This window comes from Candidatus Binatia bacterium, assembly GCA_026415395.1.
Classification (GTDB): domain Bacteria; phylum Desulfobacterota; class Binatia; order HRBIN30; family HRBIN30; genus HRBIN30.
On the sequence record JAOAHD010000007.1, the window covers coordinates 456,726 to 475,308 of the forward strand.

10 protein-coding genes and 1 tRNA gene are annotated in these 18,583 nt (G+C 61.8%); 8 read left to right on the forward strand and 3 right to left on the reverse strand.

Annotation, left to right across the window (positions count from 1 at the left end):
- Positions 1-210: 210 nt before the first annotated feature.
- Positions 211-2,325 carry a DUF2298 domain-containing protein gene (locus N3C12_06500; GenBank protein ID MCX8072083.1) on the reverse strand — a complete coding sequence of 705 codons (2,115 nt, stop codon included), beginning with the start codon at positions 2,323-2,325 and terminating at the stop codon, positions 211-213.
- A gap of 410 nt (positions 2,326-2,735) precedes the next feature.
- Between N3C12_06500 and N3C12_06505 the strand changes: the two genes are divergently transcribed.
- The 3 genes from N3C12_06505 (at position 2,736) to N3C12_06515 (ending at position 4,571) form a co-directional block, all read left to right on the forward strand.
- A tRNA-Leu gene (locus N3C12_06505) sits at positions 2,736-2,819 on the forward strand.
- Positions 2,820-3,134: 315 nt separating this feature from the next.
- On the forward strand, positions 3,135-3,779 hold the full coding sequence (locus tag N3C12_06510) for an endonuclease V (protein ID MCX8072084.1): 645 nt from the start codon (positions 3,135-3,137) through the stop codon (positions 3,777-3,779).
- Between the two features lie 96 nt (positions 3,780-3,875).
- Positions 3,876-4,571, forward strand: coding sequence for a hypothetical protein (locus tag N3C12_06515; GenBank protein ID MCX8072085.1), 696 nt, complete (start codon positions 3,876-3,878; stop codon positions 4,569-4,571).
- Positions 4,572-4,598: 27 nt separating this feature from the next.
- Here N3C12_06515 and N3C12_06520 read toward each other — a convergent pair whose 3' ends face one another.
- Together N3C12_06520 and N3C12_06525 are read right to left on the reverse strand one after the other, a co-directional pair.
- The gene (locus tag N3C12_06520) at positions 4,599-5,579 is read right to left on the reverse strand and encodes a quinone oxidoreductase (protein ID MCX8072086.1); all 981 of its coding nucleotides are present in this window, start codon (positions 5,577-5,579) and stop codon (positions 4,599-4,601) included.
- Positions 5,580-5,582: 3 nt separating this feature from the next.
- Positions 5,583-7,391 carry a carboxylesterase family protein gene (locus tag N3C12_06525; protein MCX8072087.1) on the reverse strand — a complete coding sequence of 603 codons (1,809 nt, stop codon included), beginning with the start codon at positions 7,389-7,391 and terminating at the stop codon, positions 5,583-5,585.
- A gap of 605 nt (positions 7,392-7,996) precedes the next feature.
- Here N3C12_06525 and N3C12_06530 point away from each other — a divergent pair.
- The 5 genes from N3C12_06530 to N3C12_06550 all read left to right on the forward strand — a co-directional run bounded on the left by N3C12_06530 (position 7,997) and on the right by N3C12_06550 (position 18,541).
- Entirely contained in the window at positions 7,997-11,671 is a 3,675-nt protein-coding gene (locus N3C12_06530; protein ID MCX8072088.1) for a PKD domain-containing protein, read from the forward strand.
- Between the two features lie 644 nt (positions 11,672-12,315).
- Entirely contained in the window at positions 12,316-14,010 is a 1,695-nt protein-coding gene (gene pilB, locus N3C12_06535; GenBank protein ID MCX8072089.1) for a type IV-A pilus assembly ATPase PilB, read from the forward strand.
- Between the two features lie 14 nt (positions 14,011-14,024).
- Positions 14,025-15,137, forward strand: a complete 1,113-nt coding sequence (locus N3C12_06540) for a type IV pilus twitching motility protein PilT (GenBank protein MCX8072090.1) — start codon at positions 14,025-14,027, stop codon at positions 15,135-15,137.
- A gap of 71 nt (positions 15,138-15,208) precedes the next feature.
- Positions 15,209-16,429, forward strand: coding sequence for a type II secretion system F family protein (locus N3C12_06545; GenBank protein MCX8072091.1), 1,221 nt, complete (start codon positions 15,209-15,211; stop codon positions 16,427-16,429).
- A 15-nt stretch (positions 16,430-16,444) separates the two neighbouring features.
- Entirely contained in the window at positions 16,445-18,541 is a 2,097-nt protein-coding gene (locus N3C12_06550) for a sigma 54-interacting transcriptional regulator (GenBank protein ID MCX8072092.1), read from the forward strand.
- Positions 18,542-18,583 lie beyond the last annotated feature (42 nt).

Consider the following 18,583-nt stretch of genomic DNA (forward strand, 5'->3'; position numbering starts at 1 on the left):
CGCCCCTGCGCCCGCGCACCCGCAGGCCCAGGTCGAACTCAGCGCCAATTCGTAAAGGGGAGGAGCGAAACAGTTGGACTCGTTGCGGACGTGGGCGGTAGAACGCTGAAGTCGTTATTGGTATAAGCGTCGGTACGTTGTCCCTCGCAAGGCGAGGCTCACCTGGAGCCGGTAGCGAGCGGAAAGTGGCCACCAAGATCCTGGGCAGCGTCATCGCTCGTAGATGGTGGTCCGCCCTTGGGAAAAGGCCACACGGAGTCGGTTGAATTTCTCCAAGCTTTCCGCCTTGAAATCGCGCCGTTCGAGTTCGCCGATAACGATGTACCGCACACGATAACGATTGAGCAGCGGTTCAACCTCTTCGAGGGTGGGTGCCGCGTAAATCGCTGCGACCTCCCGCTTCCGTGCTTCCACCGAGGCCTCGTGGCTACGCCACAGGCCTTCGTGGTTCGCCCATCCCATCACCGTTGGCAGCCCGGTATTGGAAGAGAAGCGCGCGTAGTAGGAGTAAGGATTGCCGCTCGCCTCCAAGATCACCGGTAGACCGCGCACGTTGTTGCGGATCCACTCGATGGCCGCAAAGTCATCGGGGTGGTCGCGTCGTAGGTACCAGTTGCCATCGAGCGTGAGGCCGCGATCAAGGTATTTGAGTCGGGTCGCGGTCACGCCCAATGGGTAGCAAGCAGTGGCGATGACGATGAGAACGGTAGCCACATGTGCAAGGGGGATGCGGCTCGCCACCGGCTGGGCAGCCGTTGCGAGGCGGCGCATACACCAGGCCGAGCCGATGGCAAGCAGAAACCAGGCTTGTAAGTAGAGCTTGAAGACCGTGTTCATCCGGTACAGCCGTTCACCGTAAGGGTCTTTGATGTACACCAACTCACAAGCCAGAAGTGCGACACTGGCAGCAAACACCAGCAGTACGGGGCCACGGCTGTCCTCGTCCTCGCTGCGGTAAGCAACCCACAACGACGCGATGAGAAAAGCTAGCGTCAGCACCAGGACCGCTTTCCCGCTCAGCACGCCAATGGTGAGCCCTAGAGCGAGGGTCGCGATTAGGAGCTGGGCAAACCGTTGCACGGCCGCCTCTTCCCGCAATCGTTGCACAAGATACCATCCCGGCAGAGCGAGCAGGGCCCCGAAAACGGTCAAGAACTCCGAGAGTTTGGTGGTGGCAACTTTGAATCCCACGCCGCCCTGCGGAGCCTGGAAGTGAAAGTAAAAGGGCAGGAAGGCAACATACCCGACCACGAGCACACTCAGGGTAATGAGACCCGTGCGCACCCGTGGCCAGGATAAAAGCGGCCGCAACGGGAGCTCGCGTTGCAGGAGGAGAAAGGTCACCATCAGCCCCACGGGTAGCTCCCAGGGGCTGGTTGCCACCATGGCGCCGAACACGAGGCCGAGTACCGTCACGCGCACGAGCTCGCCCATGGTGGCGATTCCACGCGTGGCGATGTCGCTCCAGGGACGCCGCAACAACAGCCATCCGACCAGAAGAATGGTGAGGGGCATGACCGATAAGTGCGGGTGCAAATCGCCATGGATCACGGTGAAATAGGGGAACTCGTTAATCGTGGCGTCTTTGCCCACAATGCGCGTGGAGCGGAAGTAATCCATGTCGAGGAAGCTGCCCTTTTCCAGCACTTGCCAGAGGCCATCAAGGTTCCCGAGCAAAACGCCAAACGCGCCAGTCAGCAGCGCCGGGCCGTGCCGTTGCATGAGTTGCCAGCCAATGCCGGCGAGCTGGGCGAACACAAGCCCACCGATGGTCGCCACACAGAGGTTGTACGCCACGGGGCTGGGCAGCGGGAGCAGGCGTGCCAAGTTGGCATTCATCAAGTAGCCGAAATAGTAGTAGTTGAACGGCAGCCCTGACATCCACGGATCTTCCGGGGGCATTTGCTCGGTGCGGATCAGGGTGTTGAAAAAGGCAAAGTCCATGTACTTCTCCTGATCCACAATGTGCGGGTGGAGAGCCCGCTGCCAGGCGAAGAACAAAAATGCTGCGGTCCACCATGCGTCAGCCCGCAACAGTTCGCGCAGCCCGTCGCTGCGGATCCACGCACCGAGCGCGACACGGTCGCGCCAGGCCAGCACCACGTTGAGTGCCGCGAACGCCACGACAGCGACGCGCAAGCCGGTGCCGTAGGCAAGACCCGCGTGGCCGAGCAGCCACGCAATGTAGGTCACCGTGGCCACGGCCAAAATCTTGGAGAACACATAACCGTATGCCCGAGCTTCGCCGAACAGACGAGCAGCCAGGGGAAGTCCCACCAGTCCCAAGACTTCCAACAACACCCACCAGGACAGTAGCGCACCCATCGTTCCGCCGCCGCAAGCCAGCGACGCTATCTGTTTGGGTGGCTGTTTGCAACCGTGGCCGTCGCCGCTTGCCGTTGATTGCAGAGTGGCGCTGTTCGGCGACTCCCCTCCGAACCGCTCAAAAACGGACGCAGGTTGTGCCCTTCCGCCTGGTGCTGTCCTGATGCAGCAGGGGTGCGCAACGCGCTCATCGCCACGACCCGCAATGTGAAGCGGTTCACCGCTCGACAACTACCGCAGCTCGAAGTGCCTGCCTTTCGGTTTTGTCGGGCGCGCTGTGTCGCATCGATGGTGATTGCAAAGCACTGCCTCGGGGGGATTTGCAGACAGGCATTTGGGAATGCTCCTTCGTACTTGCGACGGGCATGCGCTTGTTGCCGCAGGGGAAAAACGCTAACCACGCCGCGCACGCGAAAGTGGCGGAACTGGCAGACGCGCAGGACTCAGGATCCTGTGGGGTAACACCCGTGGGGGTTCAACTCCCCCCTTTCGCATTGCTTTTGCCGGCTGGCGGCGGGCCAGGCAACGATTAGAAACGTGCAGCGATTTTGGTAACCGGTAATGCTGGATCTTTGTTCTGACGAAGATCGTCCGCCGCCCGCTCAGAGCCCAGCCGGTTCGATCTCTGATTCCGGAAAGACCGCCGCCAGTTTGTTTCTAGGCCGCTCTCTGCTGGCGCCAACTCGCGGCTCGCTTGAATTCGCAACGGAAATGGCTTCTTTGAATAGGCAAATTCGTTTGGCAGCGAGTGACGCGACGGGCATTGGCGGCCGCGATGTAGCTTTGCTGTCCTGCAGTCGCGCAACGATATGTTGGTACTGGAGGCTCACGGAAACGAGGGCCCGTTTCTGCCGCCGAGCTGCGGTGTGCTGGTTGGCGCTGATGCGGCGTATGCTGCAGGGCAGGGAATTGTTGTCGCTGCGGCGGTGGCGTGGCAGGCGGAGTCCGGGCGCGTCTTGGAACAACACGTGGCGATGGCGGCCAACGCAGCTCCGTATGTTCCGGGGCGGTTTGCAGAGCGGGAAGCAGGTGCGATCATCGCCGCACTGCGCGCGTTCAGCCACCGCCCCATGGCGGTGCTGTGCGATGCCCATGGGCAAGCCCACCCGCGACGGTTTGGGCTTGCGTGCGAGGTGGCGCGGGTTACCGGCTGGCCGACGATCGGATGTGCGAAGAGCCTGCTGTGCGGGCGTCACACGGGGGTGGCAGCAGCGCGTGGTTCGGTTGCCGATGTCGTTCTCGATGGGGAGGTTGTCGGCCGGGTGGTGCGAACTCAGTCTCAGGTGCGGCCGGTGTATGTCAGCGTTGGTGGCGGAATCGGCCTCGACGAAGCGGTGCGCGTCGTTCTCCTCGCCGCGCCTCGCTTTCGCCTCCCCGAACCGCTTCGGCTTGCCCACCAACATGCGGCTAAAGCATTAAAGAGGTTGCTCGCATCTGCGAATCGCGCGGAGTAGACTCGTCGGCCAGCGATGCCGACAATCACAATGCGCCGCGCATGGCTCCTCACAACATTGGGTTGTGCGTTCGCCTTCCATCCTCTGGGAGCGCAGGTGATTTCGCTGGATCCTGTTGTGGCTCGCCCGGGTGAGACGGTCACCCTCAAGGTGCAATATCGTGGCGAAGGTGAGGCGGGTGTGGCGGCACAATTCGAGATTGGAATCAGCGAAGTCCTCGAGATCGGAGTGCAGGCAGGAGACGGGCCGGCATGCCGAGTGAACCCCGAGATCAATCGCAACGCCACTGCGTTTGCGTTCGTCCCGGCGGCGTGCGAGCGGGAGCGGAGCGGGGGTTGCGAGGCAGTTCGGGTGGTGGTGTTCGATTTCTTCGATCGGAACCCATTGAGCGACGGACCTCTGGTGGAATGCACCGCGCAGATCGATTCTCAGGCGGAGGAAGGCGACTACGCGATACCGCTCAGGAGGGTCATCGTTGCTGACGGCAGCGGAGCGCTACTGCCTTACGCGCGAGCGGTAGATGGCGTGCTGCATGTGCGGGCCGACGCTCCGGAGCCAACGGCGACACCGCCCACGCCGAAACCATCGCCAACGCCCACCGCGCTGTGTGCTGGGGATTGCAATCGCGACGGCAGCGTGACCGTCGAGGAGATCGTCGCAATGGTCGTAAGCGCTTTGGGCGAAGCTCGACCTGAGTGTGCGGCGGCCGATCCCAACAACGATGGGATGGTGACCATTGAGGAAGTGATTGCGGCGGTGTCGATGGCTTTGTACGGGTGCGCCGGAAGGTGAACGAGGGGCTCGCGGGGGGCGCTCGCCTTAGGGGAAAAGCACAATTGCGCCAGTGGTCGCCCGGCTTTGCAGGGCCCGATGTGCCTCAGCCGCTTCGCGCAGGGGAAAACGGCGGCCAATGTGTACGCGTACGGCTTTGGCGAGGACGACCTCGAAGAGCTCTTCAGCGGTGGCCAGCAGTTCCGGGCGCGACGCGGTATAGGTGGCCAGCGTGGGCCGGGTGAGATACAGCGACCCGCGCAACGCGAGCTGTTGGATGTCGAACGGGGACACGGGCCCGGAAGCGTTTCCGAAACTCACCATCAGCCCTCGCGGCGCGAGGCAATCCAAGGAATCGAAAAACGTTGCTTGTCCGACCGAGTCGTACACCACGGGAACGCCTTTGCCGTTCGTAATCTCGCGCACTCGATCGGGTACCCGCTCGCGCGTGTACACGATAATATGGGCACAGCCAAACTCGCGGGCCAGAGCGGCCTTTTCCTCGGAGCCCACCACGCCGATGACCTCTGCGCCGAGATGTTTCGCCCACTGGCACGCAATGGAGCCGACTCCGCCCGCCGCCGCATAAAAGACAATGGTATCTCCAAGCTGCACCCGATAGGTGCGGCGCAAGAGGTATTGGGCCGTCATGCCCTTGAGCATGATTGCCGCCGCAACTTCGTCGCTAATCCCTGGCGGCAGGCGTACCAGGCGCTCGGCAGGCATACACCGCCACTCGGCATACGCACCGATGGGCGCGCTGGCATAAGCAACGCGATCGCCAACGGCAACTTCCGTGACCCCTTTGCCGATCGCTTCCACGACCCCCGCTCCCTCGAGGCCGATCCCGGATGGGAAGCCAGCAACGGGATACAGGCCGGTGCGGTGGTAGACGTCGATAAAATTTACGCCAATGGCGGTCTGGCGGATGAGAGCCTCGCCAGGAGCCGGCTCTGGGACTTCGACCTCTTCCCAGCGCAAGACCTCAGGACCACCAGTTTCTCTAAACCGAATCGCACCGACGCGCATGATCTACCTCCGAGCAGACTTCGCCTGTTCTCCACAGCCACGTTCGCGGTACTCCTCTGCGCTAAGACCACGCCCGAACTCAGCGAGCAAGCGGTATAGCGCACAGCGCTCCTGCAAATCGCGAAACCGCGAATCGCGATCGATCCGTTCGAGCAACTCCGTGCGCCGGACGACTTCCGCACTCATCCGAATGCCTCCGCCGTCGGGCGTGTCGAACACAATAAACTTGGGCGCCGTCGGCGAAGTCGGATCCCATGCGTGCCACTCGGGCACTTGCCCGTCGCGCCCGCGGTTCGGGCTGCCGTGCCAAGCAAACTCGGTCCAGTAAGACATCATCGCTCGGCTTAACACCAGGCGTCCGGCCTCGTTACTGTTTGTGAATAGGAGCCCGGAGGTACGCCCGAGGTCAAAATGGCCGAACACAAAGGGGATCTCGAAGCCGTGGGCGGCACCGAGCAGAACACCAAGGTCGACCCCGAGGCGGCGCGGAAGCTCGTCCCAATCGAAGCGGTACACGAACACCGACGGCCCTTGTGCGGCGCGCATCCGCTCCGCGGGTTCGTCTGCCCCCAGCGCCTTCCACATCTGCGAGGCATAGTCGCTGAAGAGTTGATAAAGGCGCTCGTCGCGGATGCGCGGCCAAATCCACAGCCGGTAGCGGACAAGCTCAGGAATCTGCGAAAAAAACAATTTCATTTCGTCGCGGTTGGTTCCTAGGATCACGGGCACGCGCTCATATTGCCCCTGTGCCAGCAGCGAGAGCGGCTCTTCGCGCGGCACGACGGTGCCTTCGCGGAACAGCAAGGGCATGCGGATCATGCCTGCTGGACCCGGCCGATAGAGCGCCAAGATCTCGTGAGCTGGCAACTCCCGCAGGCGGCGCACCAGTTCGTCGCTGCGCAGACGTTCGACTTCTCGTTGTGCACGCTCTCGTGAACCAACGGAACGTTCGAGCCAACGCAATACCACCGCAGTGGAGCTCTGCTCGACTGCGGGGTGTTCCGCTTGCTCCGGATCGCTGAATCGCATCCCGCCGCTTTGCACAATGGCCCGGTGATAGAGGCCACGCGCAAGGGGCGAGAGGAGCAGACTGAACACATTCGTTCCGCCGGCGGATTCTCCGAAAATGGTCACATTGCCCGGATCGCCGCCAAAGGCAGCGATGTTGCGCTGTACCCACTGGAGCGCAGCGATCAAATCGAGCGTACCGTAGTTGCCCGAGGCGTCGAGCGGATCTGCCGCCACCGCACGCAGCGCAGGGTGTCGAAACCACCCGAAAGGCCCGAGGCGATACTGCACAGCCACTACGATGACTCGGTGTGCTGCCGCTAAATGGCCGCCATGGTAAGGACGCGTCGAGCCGATGGTGTTGCCGCCACCGTGAATCCACACCATGACCGGCAGCTTCGGCTGGGAGGCGAGCTCCGCTGCCGACAGCGGCGGCGACCAGACGTCGAGGACCAGGCAATCTTCACTCCCTGTCGGTGTTCCGCTCTTGCCAGGGACTCCGCCGAACGGGCTCGGGTATTGGACGCACGGCGCGCCGCGTTGTGTTGCTGGGCGCGTGTCGGTCCAAGCTGGTGCCGGTTGCGGCGCTCGCCAGCGAAGCTCGCCGATTGGCGGGGCCGCATAGGGAATGCCGTACCACGCGTAACTGCCATAGAGATCGTGCCCACCGATGACGGGCCCCGCCGGCGGGTGCCGCAGCGTCTCCGGAGCCGGAACGAGCACTCGCTCCTCTGGTCGGTGGCACCCTGCGGCGAGAAATACGGCGAGGCAAAAATAAAGAAGGCAGATTCGCGTTCGATGCATGTTTTGAGACCTTTCCGCCACGTTGGGAGAATGGTTGCCGCCGTTCTTGTCGCGGTCGGCTTTCACTAAGGGCGCTCTCGTATCCATGCATGGTGCCCGGAGCTACCGCAAGCCGGGCTGCGAGATACGACAGCACTAGTGCATGGGCGCGCGATGCTGAGGTAGCTGAGTGTCTTCGGAGACCCGTTCGCGATTCCAATCGGTGGACTGGCCTGCGTGGTTTACGCCGTTGCGCTCGAGAACTGCGCCAGCGTTTGGGGCCGAGTGAGAATGCACGGGCTCGCGGACCGAGCGGCGGGTACGCAAGCGAGGGCTCGGTTCGACGCTGCATAGTAATGGAGTCGGTGCTGCTGACTTCGATGCGACCGAGACCTGCTTGGCACGCAGCGCTACAGCGACCAGCGCTCGCTGCACTTAGTCCTTGGGCCGCGCTTTCCCGGGTTTGCATAGGCCCAGCCATCGTTTTCACACGCCTCACACCACAGAGCCCGGTTCCGCTCGGTAGCCAAGGTGACGCCCAGTGGCATGCGAGTTGCGCGCGGTTTCGCACCATGCAGTCCCTCAGGTCAGGGCGCCGACACGGCGTAGGGCCCAAGGCACTCGCAATGGCGATGTTGGTAGTTGTCTCCAGCGCTGGCGTACCAGCAGGGGCGTTTGCAGGACTGTGCGGGGCGTATGCCTCGCCCTCGCGAGGGCCAGCGCCACTCACGGTCGAATTTCACGGATTGGCGAGCCAGTGCGAACGCAATCGCGGCAAGGAGTTCTGGATCGTCGATGGGGTACCCACGACGGGCGTCGTTTCGTTCACCAAACGGCTGGAAACTCCCGGAGATTATCCGTGGGAATTTTGTAGCTGGCTTGCGGGCTGTGAGCAGTGCTGCGACAGCGGCACCGTCCACGTGGAGCCGGGTGTATGCCGCCTGGATTGCGAAGTGGTCGCCACCCCGCGAGGGGATGAGTTGCCGCTGGTTGTGGATTTTCGCGCCACCGCGCTGCCGGTGGGCTGCCCCGGTGCGCAACTGACTTACGAGTGGGACTTCGGTGATGGGCAGACAAGCCAGGCCCAGCAGGTGACGCACGAGTACGGTGGCGTCGGTCCCTACCACTGGCAGTTCACCGCCCGCTATGGCAGCGTTTCGTGCACCTCCGCCGGCTCTTTACAGGTGCAGTGCATTCGTGTTGGCGGTTTGCGTTTTTGTGCCGATGAGGTGCGGCAGGATGTCCCCGACTCGTTTTGGCTGAGCGGAAATTTGCGCATCAATGACCTGGCGCAGTTCACCCGCCCGGTGCAGTTGTACACCGGATCCAACCCGCGATTGGTGGCCCTCGGAGAGCTGCTCGTCCGCTCGCAAAGTGGCACCGTATGGATTCGTCCTAAAGGAGACCAGGTCCTGGCATTTGACATCGAAGGGGCGCAAAGCCGGCTCGACTCGAGCCCAGGGTTTTCCACTCCGGGTCTCGTGATCGTAGGCCTGCCGACAATCGGCGTCGTGGCCCTGCGCTCGCTGGTGTTTCGCCCTGAGGAGGTGCTTGCCCGCATCGTATCCATAGTGGGACTCTCAGGGGTAGCGGAGTTGGCACGGATCGATGGCACCCAGCGTTTCGCGCCGGGCCGGTGTCCGGAGTTCGTGGAGCTTCGGGTCTTATCTGGGTCGGTGAGTCCGAGCATCTCCTTTGCGGAGATCGAGGTCCGTTACGACTGCGAACGGCAACGTTTGGACACGCGGTTCGTTTGTCGATTCCCGTTCTCCGGGCTTCCTTCGTACATAGGCACGTTCGGCTTCGAGCCTTGCGGGTTCAATCGGTTCGATGCCACGATCGGCCAGTTTTTTGGGGAAGGTGTGACGATCACACCGCCCGTGGTGCCGGTACGGTTGAAGGCCGGACGCGATTTAGTGGTGCGGGGGGATCATATTTGCGACGGCGATCCCTTTGCGATTTACGTGGGCACGCGCGCCACCCTGTGCATCGACGTGGGCGTTGACTGCGTGAGTATTCCGGGCGAATTTTTCCGCATCGCCGATCTCGGGCTTGGGTATCAGCATCCTTTCAACTTTGACATTCGGGCAGGCACAGCGCAGATCTTGGGATTTCCGGTGGCGGGGCTCCGGGGCCGCCTTCAGGGCAATCAGCCACCCTTGGGGATGTTCGTTCGCGGTTATGCCAACCTGGCGCAATTCGTGGCGGGAGATGCCGACTTGAGCTTTAGTTTTTCGCGACCGCTGGTGTACGGTGGCATTCGCGGCACGTTGCAAATTCCGCAGTTTGCTTGCGATCCGGTCAACTTTGTCTGCAAGGTGACCCGTAGGCTCCTCACAGAAGTGGCAGGTCCCTTGCCCGTGCAGTTTGCGAACACCTCCGTGGTCGTTGCCGGACGAGCGGGGCTCGACACTTGGAGCGCGACAGCACAGGCCAACCTGCAACTCCGCGGGTGGCCTTTGGTCGTCCTCCTCCAACTTGCTCCTGAGGGTGCCACCCTGCAGTTCGGCAGGAATTATGCGGAAATGTACTCGCTCGACTTGGGTTCGTCGGTCCAGCGTGCCGCGAGTGGGAGTGGGACGATCGACATCCCCACGATCGCGCCACACGGAGTTTTCGCCTTTTTTGGTCGGGATGCGTCGCCCGAAGTGCAGCTTGTCACACCGGGCGGCGTGGTGCTCGATCGCAGCAACGTGAGCCGCTGGCTTCCAGGGGCCTTCGCCTTGGAAGACCGTGAGGAGAACGCGCTCATGTTTTTCCTGCCGGAAGTTGCGGCGGGGCGCTGGCAGTGGTCGTCGCATGGGCCTGCCGTGGATGCGGTGCGCGTGCTCGGTGTGCGGCAGCAGCCGCGTGCGGAATTTGAAGAAGTGGGCCGGGAGGGCAACTTCGTTCACGTGCGTGCGCGTGTGCAGCCCGCGTCGGCAGCAGCGGGAGCTTCGCTCGAGTACACGGGCGCGTTTGCCGGTGGGGTTTTCGGCACCATTGATGCGGAGGTCGATGTGGCCGCCGGGCGCCTGACCGCTACCTGGCCCCTCGACGAGCTTGGTAGCGACACCTATCGCCTGCGGCTCGTCGTGCGCGACGACTCTCACTTGCCCGTGGTTGTCGAGTGGCCCGAGCCGATCGTCATTGACAGAGGAGAGCTAGCGCCGCCCAGCAATTTGCGTGGCATGGCTGAGAACGGGCGCGTTCTGTTGGAGTGGGACCCCAGCCCAGGAGCCTTCGGCTACATGGTGGCCTTTACCGACAGCGCGGAGCAAAGCGCGTATCCGTTCGTACGCTCGGTTCCGGGAGGAACCAAGCTCCCGGTCGGTGGCCTCACCCCGGGACAGCGGTTCCGCTTTGTGGTTGTCGCGATCGATGCCGACGGTCGCGCCAGCTTGCCTTCGAACCCGGTGGAGGTTTCGCTCCCAGCGGGATTGTGCACTGGCGATTGCGACGGCAATTGGGAAGTTACGATCGACGAGATTATTCGCGGCGTGAACATTGCCCTGGAGTTGGCGCCCTTGAGCGTTTGTTCGAATTTCGACCGCAGTGGCGACGGCGCCGTGACGGTGGAGGAAATCATTGCGGCGGTGGGGAATGCGCTTCTGGGATGCGGTCCCGAGGACTCGACGCCGACTGCGACGGCAACAGCGAGTGCGCGCACAGCGACGGCTACCGCTCCCCCGCTGCCGACGCTCACACCTGTTCCCACCGTCACTGCGACTCGTACTCCGAGCGCCGTTCCCTTCACCGCCACACCGACTCCCTGGCGCACGGCGACCAACGCCACACGGCCCTCCTCTACGCCCTCAGCCACGCCGACGCGCTTGCGCACGGCAACACCCACGGCCACGTTGACCCCGCCAAGCGAGCGCTTCTGTCAAGCGCCAGGGATCGCCATTCCCGATAACGACCCGTTCGGCATCGCCGACACACTCACCGTGCCCGCAGGCGGAAGCTTGGGAGCACTGCGCGTAGATGTGGAAATCTCGCACAGTTGGGTGGGAGACTTGGCTCTCTGGCTGGTGCATGTGGAGACCGGCACGCAAGTGCTTTTGTTGGAGCGCCCTGGCGAAGCTCCAGTTGGCTGCGATGGCAACGACGTCCGTTGTACGTTCGCCGACGCTGCCAGCGTTGCCGCCCAAGACGCGTGCACGGACCTCGTGCCTGCGATCGGAGGCACGGTGCGGCCGATGGAGCCCCTCGCGACCTTCGGCGGGGAAGACCCGGTAGGTACCTGGCTCTTGGGTGTTGCCGACCATGCCCCTGGGGACACGGGCACACTGGTGCGTTGGTGCCTCGCATTCGGCAGCTAGCGCCCTGTGACGTGGGCACAGGCGCGCCGGGGCGTAGCAATGGCTGGTTGCGAGGTTGAACCTTGCAGCGCGGGGTTCCTCTGCGGGTTCCCCGAATCCGCAGAGGCTGTGCTGCCCCTCGATTAGGGGCGGTCTTTCGCGCCCGGATTCGGGGCCACGGATCCGTGCGTGCTGCCCCCGCGAACGCGGCCGACCTACATCGCTCGGCATCGCGGTGCGGAGTCGTGGGGGAGAAAGCGCGAGGTAGTGGTCTCTCGCGGAGAAACGAGCTTGGGGCACTGCAGCCCTCCTGCGGCATCCCCTGCCGCAAGCAAGTCACGAAGTTCTCGGACCGCGCTTTTCGTTGTGAGGCTTTCAGCTCCGACGCTTTCCTTGCGCCGCTGCAGCAGTTCGAGGGTGATCGGAGTGAGTCCGTGACGTTCTCTTGGCGAGAACGGATGCAGTGACACGGAAGTGTACGTTGCGGCTGCCCTTTAGTGCCAATTTTCGTCACTTTCGGGTCGGCACGCTCCCTGCTCTGAAAGCCGCGCACTCAATCGAGTTCTCGAGGGAAAGGCGAGTATGAGCGCATATTCTCACCTGTATTTCCGCCGGCAGCGGGGGTGCCGAAAATTGTCCATCGACCGGCTGGAGGAGGCGGGCCGATGAGCAGTCGGCTGGGAGAATTGTTGGTGCGCAGAGGTTTGGTGTCGCAAGCGCAACTGAGCAAACTTTTGGAAGATCCTGAAGTGGCGCAGCTTCCTTTAAGCGTGGCGCTGGTAAAACAAAATTTGGTGGACGAGGCGGTGTTGGCTGCCACTTTACAGAAAGAATACCACCTTTCGCTGGTTGATCCATCGGTAATGTCCATTGCGCCGGAGGTAATTCGGCTTGTTCCCGGCCAGCTTGCGCAGCGCCATCACCTCGTGCCGATTAGTTTCAGCGGCTCTTCGGTCACCGTTGCCATGTCGGACCCTTCCAACCTTGTTGCCGTAAACGAGGTCAAATTTCTCACCGGTTACGATGTGAAGGTAGCGGTGGCGTCGGTCAGCGCGGTGACGGCGGCGATCGAGCGCCACTACGAGGAAGGGAGCAACGTTCAAGACGTCCTTACGGAATTCGGCACGGAGGAAGTGGAAATAGTTGATCGGGACGACGAGATCGACCTGAAGGAACTCGAGCGTGCCACGGAAGAAGCCCCGGTTGTGCGCTTGGTAAACGCGATTTTGACGAACGCGATCAAGCGGCGTGCATCGGACATTCACCTCGAGCCTTTCGAGCGCATGTTTCGCGTGCGCTTCCGGGTGGACGGCGTACTGGAAGAGATCATGCGGCCGCCGCTGAAACTGAAGAACGCCATTACCTCGCGCATCAAGGTCATGGCCCAGCTCGACATTGCGGAGCGGCGGCTTCCCCAAGATGGGCGCATCAAGCTTAAGCTGGGCAAGGGGCAGGAGATGGATTTCCGGGTGTCGGTGCTGCCGACAATTTTCGGGGAGAAAATCGTTCTCCGCTTGCTCGACAAATCCAACTTGCAGCTCGACATGACGAAGCTCGGCTTCGAGGAGGACCAGCTTCGCGATTTCAAAGAGGCCATTTACAAGCCCTACGGAATGGTGCTGGTGACCGGACCCACCGGCAGCGGAAAAACGACGACGCTTTACTCTGCCCTGTCCGAGTTGAACCGCGTCACTTCCAACATCTCTACCGCCGAAGATCCGGTGGAATTCAATCTGCCCGGCATCAACCAGGTGCAGATTCACGAGGAAATTGGCCTCAACTTTGCCGCCGCGCTCCGTTCGTTCTTGCGCCAAGACCCGGACATTATCATGGTCGGCGAGATTCGCGACTTCGAGACGGCGGAAATTGCCATTAAGGCGGCGCTCACGGGTCACCTGGTGCTGAGCACGCTGCACACGAACGATGCGCCGTCCACGATCAACCGCTTGCTCAACATGGGCGTGGAGCCCTTTTTGGTGGCCTCGTCGGTGAATTTGATTTTGGCGCAACGCTTGGCGCGGTTGATTTGCACCAACTGCAAGGAGCCCACCGAACTTTCGCCGCAAGCGTTGATTGACATCGGTGTCCCACCGGAGGAAGTGGGCACGTTCACGCCCTTCCACGGGGTGGGTTGCTCGGCGTGCAACGGCAGCGGCTACCGCGGGCGCATCGCTCTCTACGAAGTCATGCCGGTGAGCGAGGAGATTCGCGAGCTCGTGCTGAACGGCGCCTCAGCGAGCGAGATCAAGCGCATGGCCATTTCCTTAGGCATGAAAACCTTGCGTATGAGCGGGATCCAGAAGCTCAAAGAGGGGCTGACCACCATTCACGAAGTCGTGCGCGTGACCATGGCGGACTGAGAGGAGAACGAGTCATGCCGACGGTGGAAATTGGCGAGCCGGCGCCAACGCTCACGATTCAGAGTTTCTTGGAGATCGTGGTCAAAAGCGGTGGTACGGATCTTCACATTTCCGCCGATTGCCCGCCGATGATGCGGGTGAACGGTGAACTGAAGCCTCTGCCGTTCCCGCCGCTCACCGCCAACGAGACCAAGACTCTCTGTTACAGCCTATTGACCGACAGCCAGCGCCACCGATTCGAAGAGCAGTCGGAGCTGGACTTTTCTTTCGGGATCCGCGGCCTTAGCCGGTTCCGCGGGAATTTGTTCCTGCAAAAAGGAACGGTGGGCGGCGCCTTCCGGCTGATTCCTTATGAAGTGCGGAGCCTGGCTGAATTAGGGTTACCTCCGGTTGTGGCGGAGCTGACCAAGTTGCCGCGCGGTTTGGTGTTGGTCACCGGCCCCACTGGCAGCGGTAAGTCAACGACACTAGCTGCCATGATCGACAAGATCAACCGCGAGCGGCACGAGCACATCGTTACGATCGAAGACCCGATCGAGTTCGTTCACCAGCACCGCGGTTGTGTGGTTAACCAGCGCGAAGTGTACGCCGACACCAAAGGGTTTGCGGAAGCGCTCCGCCACGTGTTGCGACAGGATCCGGACGTCGTGCTGATTGGCGAGATGCGCGACTTGGAAACGGTGGCGTCGGCCCTCAACGTGGCCGAAACCGGGCACTTGGTGTTGTCCACCTTGCACACCAATTCCGCCGTGCAGACGATCACCCGGATTATCGACATCTTCCCCGCCAACCAGCAGCCACAGGTTCGCGCTCAGCTCTCGCTGGTGTTGCAAGGAGTGATTTCACAACAGCTCATTCCCCGGCTCGACGGGAGGGGAAGGGTTCTCGCCGTGGAGGTGATGATCCCCAATCCGGCGATTCGCAACTTAATTCGTGAGGAGAAGATCCATCAAATCTATTCGCAAATGCAGGTGGGGCAGGCGCGGTTCGGGATGCAGACCATGTCGCAGTCGTTGGTCGATCTCTACCAGCGGCGGTTGATTAGTTACGAAGAGGCCATCGGCCACGCCACCGAACCCGATGAGGTGCGCTCGATGCTGGGGCAAATCGGCGCCGGGAGGCGCTGAGCGGTTTCCGGAGAACGCCATGATGCAGCAATCTTTGGCTGAATTCGAATTGCGGAAAATGAGGTGAGGATATGCCGGTCTTTCGTTGGCAAGGGATTTCCCCACGAGGAGAAATGTTGGCGGGCGAGATGGAGGCGCCGTCGCGCGATGCGGTGCTCATTCGCTTGCGCTCACAGCGCATTCAACCGCTGCCGGACAAGATTCGGGAGAAGGGGCGGGGGCTGGACCGCGAGATCACCATCCCCGGCTTTTCCGACTCGGTGACGACCCGCGACATCGTGGTGTTCACGCGCCAGCTTGCCACCATGATCGATGCAGGTTTGCCCATCGTGCAGTGCCTGGACATCTTGGCAGCGCAGTCTCCCAATAAGAAGCTGCGCAACGTGGTGCGACAACTGAAGGAAGAGGTGGAGGCAGGCTCGACCTTCACGGATGCACTGCGCAAACACCCGAAATTGTTTGACGACCTCTACACGAACATGGTCGCTGCGGGCGAGGTCGGCGGGATCTTGGACAGTATCCTCAATCGCCTTGCCGGCTATATGGAAAAGGCTGCCAAGCTCAAGGCCAAAATCAAAGGGGCCATGATTTATCCCGCCGTGATTGTCACCGTGGCCGTCGGCGTCACCGCGATTTTGCTCATCTTCGTGATTCCAGTGTTCGCGGAGTTGTTTTCCAGCTTCGGCCAGGAACTCCCGGGGCCGACGCAGTTTGTCATCAACCTCAGCAACCTCACCATTGCATACTTCAAGTACATGGTGGCTTTTGTCGTGGCGTGTGCGGTGGCGTTGCGACAGGTGTACAAAACCGAGTCGGGCAAGCTGGCGATCGACGGCTTCTTGTTACAGACGCCGGTGTTCGGGGAGCTGCTCCGCAAAACCGCGGTGGCCCGCTTCACACGCACGCTGAGCACCCTTGTGTCCTCAGGTGTGCCCATCCTCGACGCACTGGCCATCACCGCACGGACCGCGGGCAACAAAGTGGTAGAGCGAGCGGTGTTGGCCACGCGGGTCAGCATCAGCGAGGGGCGTACGATCGCCGAGCCGTTGGCGGAAAGCAAGGTATTTCCACCGATGGTGGTGCAGATGATTTCCGTCGGCGAGTCCACCGGCGCACTCGACGCGATGCTGAACAAGATCGCCGAGTTTTACGAGGAAGAGGTGGATAACGCCGTTGCCAACCTTACCTCGTTGATGGAGCCGCTGATTATCGTGTTTCTCGGTGTCGTGATCGGCGGGCTCGTGATTTCGATGTACCTGCCCATCTTCAAGTTGGGCTCGGTCATTGGCTGAGGGAGCGGCAGCGCCATGGACGCGAGAGCGCAGGAGCGCCTGCGGAACCGGCTGAAAGCAGCACTCTTTCTCCGCGTGCTCTTGGTGTCGGGTTTCCTCGGCGCTCTCGCGCTGTCTTTCTTTCGCAACCAAAGCGAGGGCTATGCAGTTTCCACGGTGCTCCTCTTGTGGGGCATTGCACTCGCGTATGCGGTGACGCTGATCTCTGCGGTGGTGCTGCTGCGGGTGCGGCAGCTTGGCGCTTTTGCCTACGGCCAACTGCTGTTCGACGTGCTGTTGGTCACTGGCGTGGTTTACGTCACTGGCAGCACCGAGAGCCCGTTCGGGTTTCTCTACAGTTTGGTGGTCATCGCTGCGGCGTTCTTGGTATCGTCTGCCGGTGCGGTGGCGATGGCCGCAGTCAGCTCGATCGCCTATGCAGCATTGGTTGGGGCGGTTCAACTTGGCTTGTTGTATAACCTCCAAGCGCGCGGCGTGACCACACACGTGGACCTGGACTTCATCGTTCGCTTCGCGATCACCAATGCGAGCTTTTTTGTCATCGCCCTGTTGGCGAGTTCCCTCACAAGGCGCCTCCAGGCGGCTGAATCTCTGTTGCTCGAACGCGAAGCAGAAAGGGAGCGACTGATTTCCTTGCAGGAAGCGCTGGCGAGGAACATCGACAGTGCCTTAGTGACGACGGATCTCGCTGGCCAAGTGACGTCTGCCAACCCGGTAGCTGGGGAACTCATCGGTCGCGCTCCCGCGGAACTGATCGGGTGTGATTTAGGCAGCCTGTTCCCGCCGTTGCGCCACACCAGCAGTGGTCGTTTGAGTTTTCTGCAGTCACCGGAAAGTAACCCCACAGAGTTTCGCTTCCTCAGGGATGGCGACGGCGAGCGCATTTTGCGCTGTTCGGCAGCGTTGCTGCGCGACACCTATCAAAATCCCATCGGTGCCCTGTTTATCTTCCAGGACATCACGGGCCTCCGTCGGCTTGAAGAAAAGCTCAAGCAGAGTGCCGAAGATCTGATCGAGGCGCACATGGAAGCCGACGACGGAGCCAGCGGCGATGGCTTGGTGGGAACGAGTCCACCGATGCAACGGGTGCGTGAGTTTATCGACAAGGTGGCTCGAAGCGACGCCACAGTGCTCCTCTCCGGGGAGAGCGGCACAGGGAAGGAATTGGTGGCGCGTGCCATTCACAGCCGCAGCCCGCGCGCAGGCCGCCCGTTTGTGGCGGTGAATTGCGGGGCCATCCCGGAAAACCTCATCGAGAGCGAGCTTTTTGGCCACGCCAAGGGAGCGTTTACCGGCGCGGTGCAAGCGCGGGCAGGGCTGTTCCGTTCGGCCGACGGAGGCACGGTGTTTCTCGACGAAATCGGCGAGTTGCCGCTGCCTTTGCAAGTGAAACTCCTCCGTGTCCTGCAGGAGCGCACCTTCAACCCGGTGGGTTCGGATGCGGCCGTGAGCGTTGATGTGCGCATCATCGCGGCAACAAACCGGAGCTTGGAGGCCGAGGTGGCTGCGGGGCGTTTCCGCGAAGATTTGTACTACCGGCTCAACGTTTTAGCGTTGTCCTTGCCACCACTTCGCGAGCGGCGGCAGGACATTCCGTTGTTAGTGCGCCGCTTCCTGCGGCAGTTCTCCGAGTTGCATGGCAAAAATGTCCACCGGCTATCGGTCGCCGCTGCGAAACGGTTGCAGGATTATCACTACCCAGGCAACATCCGTGAGCTCGAAAACATCATCGAACATGCGGTCGCCCTGTGCGATGGAGAAACCGTGCACGAAGAGCACTTGCCCGAGTACCTCCTGCGCTTGCAAGGTGGAGAACCCGCCCCGCTGGCTGATACGCCCGGAATCGCAAGCGCGACGCCGCTCCATGCCAACTCTGCCCCCTCGAGGTTAGAGCTCGTAAACGGCAACTTGGACGATAGCCTTGCCGCTTACGAGAAGAGCATCATCCTGCGCGCGCTGGCTGAAGCCGGGGGCGTGAAGAAGAGGGCTGCCGACTTACTCGGCATCAACTACCGCTCTTTCCGCCACCGGCTGTACAAGTACGGGCTGAACGACATCAACGATCGCTTCGGGCTCGACGATTCCGAGACCACACATTCCGCGAGTGGATAGGGCAACTTTCAGGCTGCAGGGAGCAGAGCAGCACGCCATGGA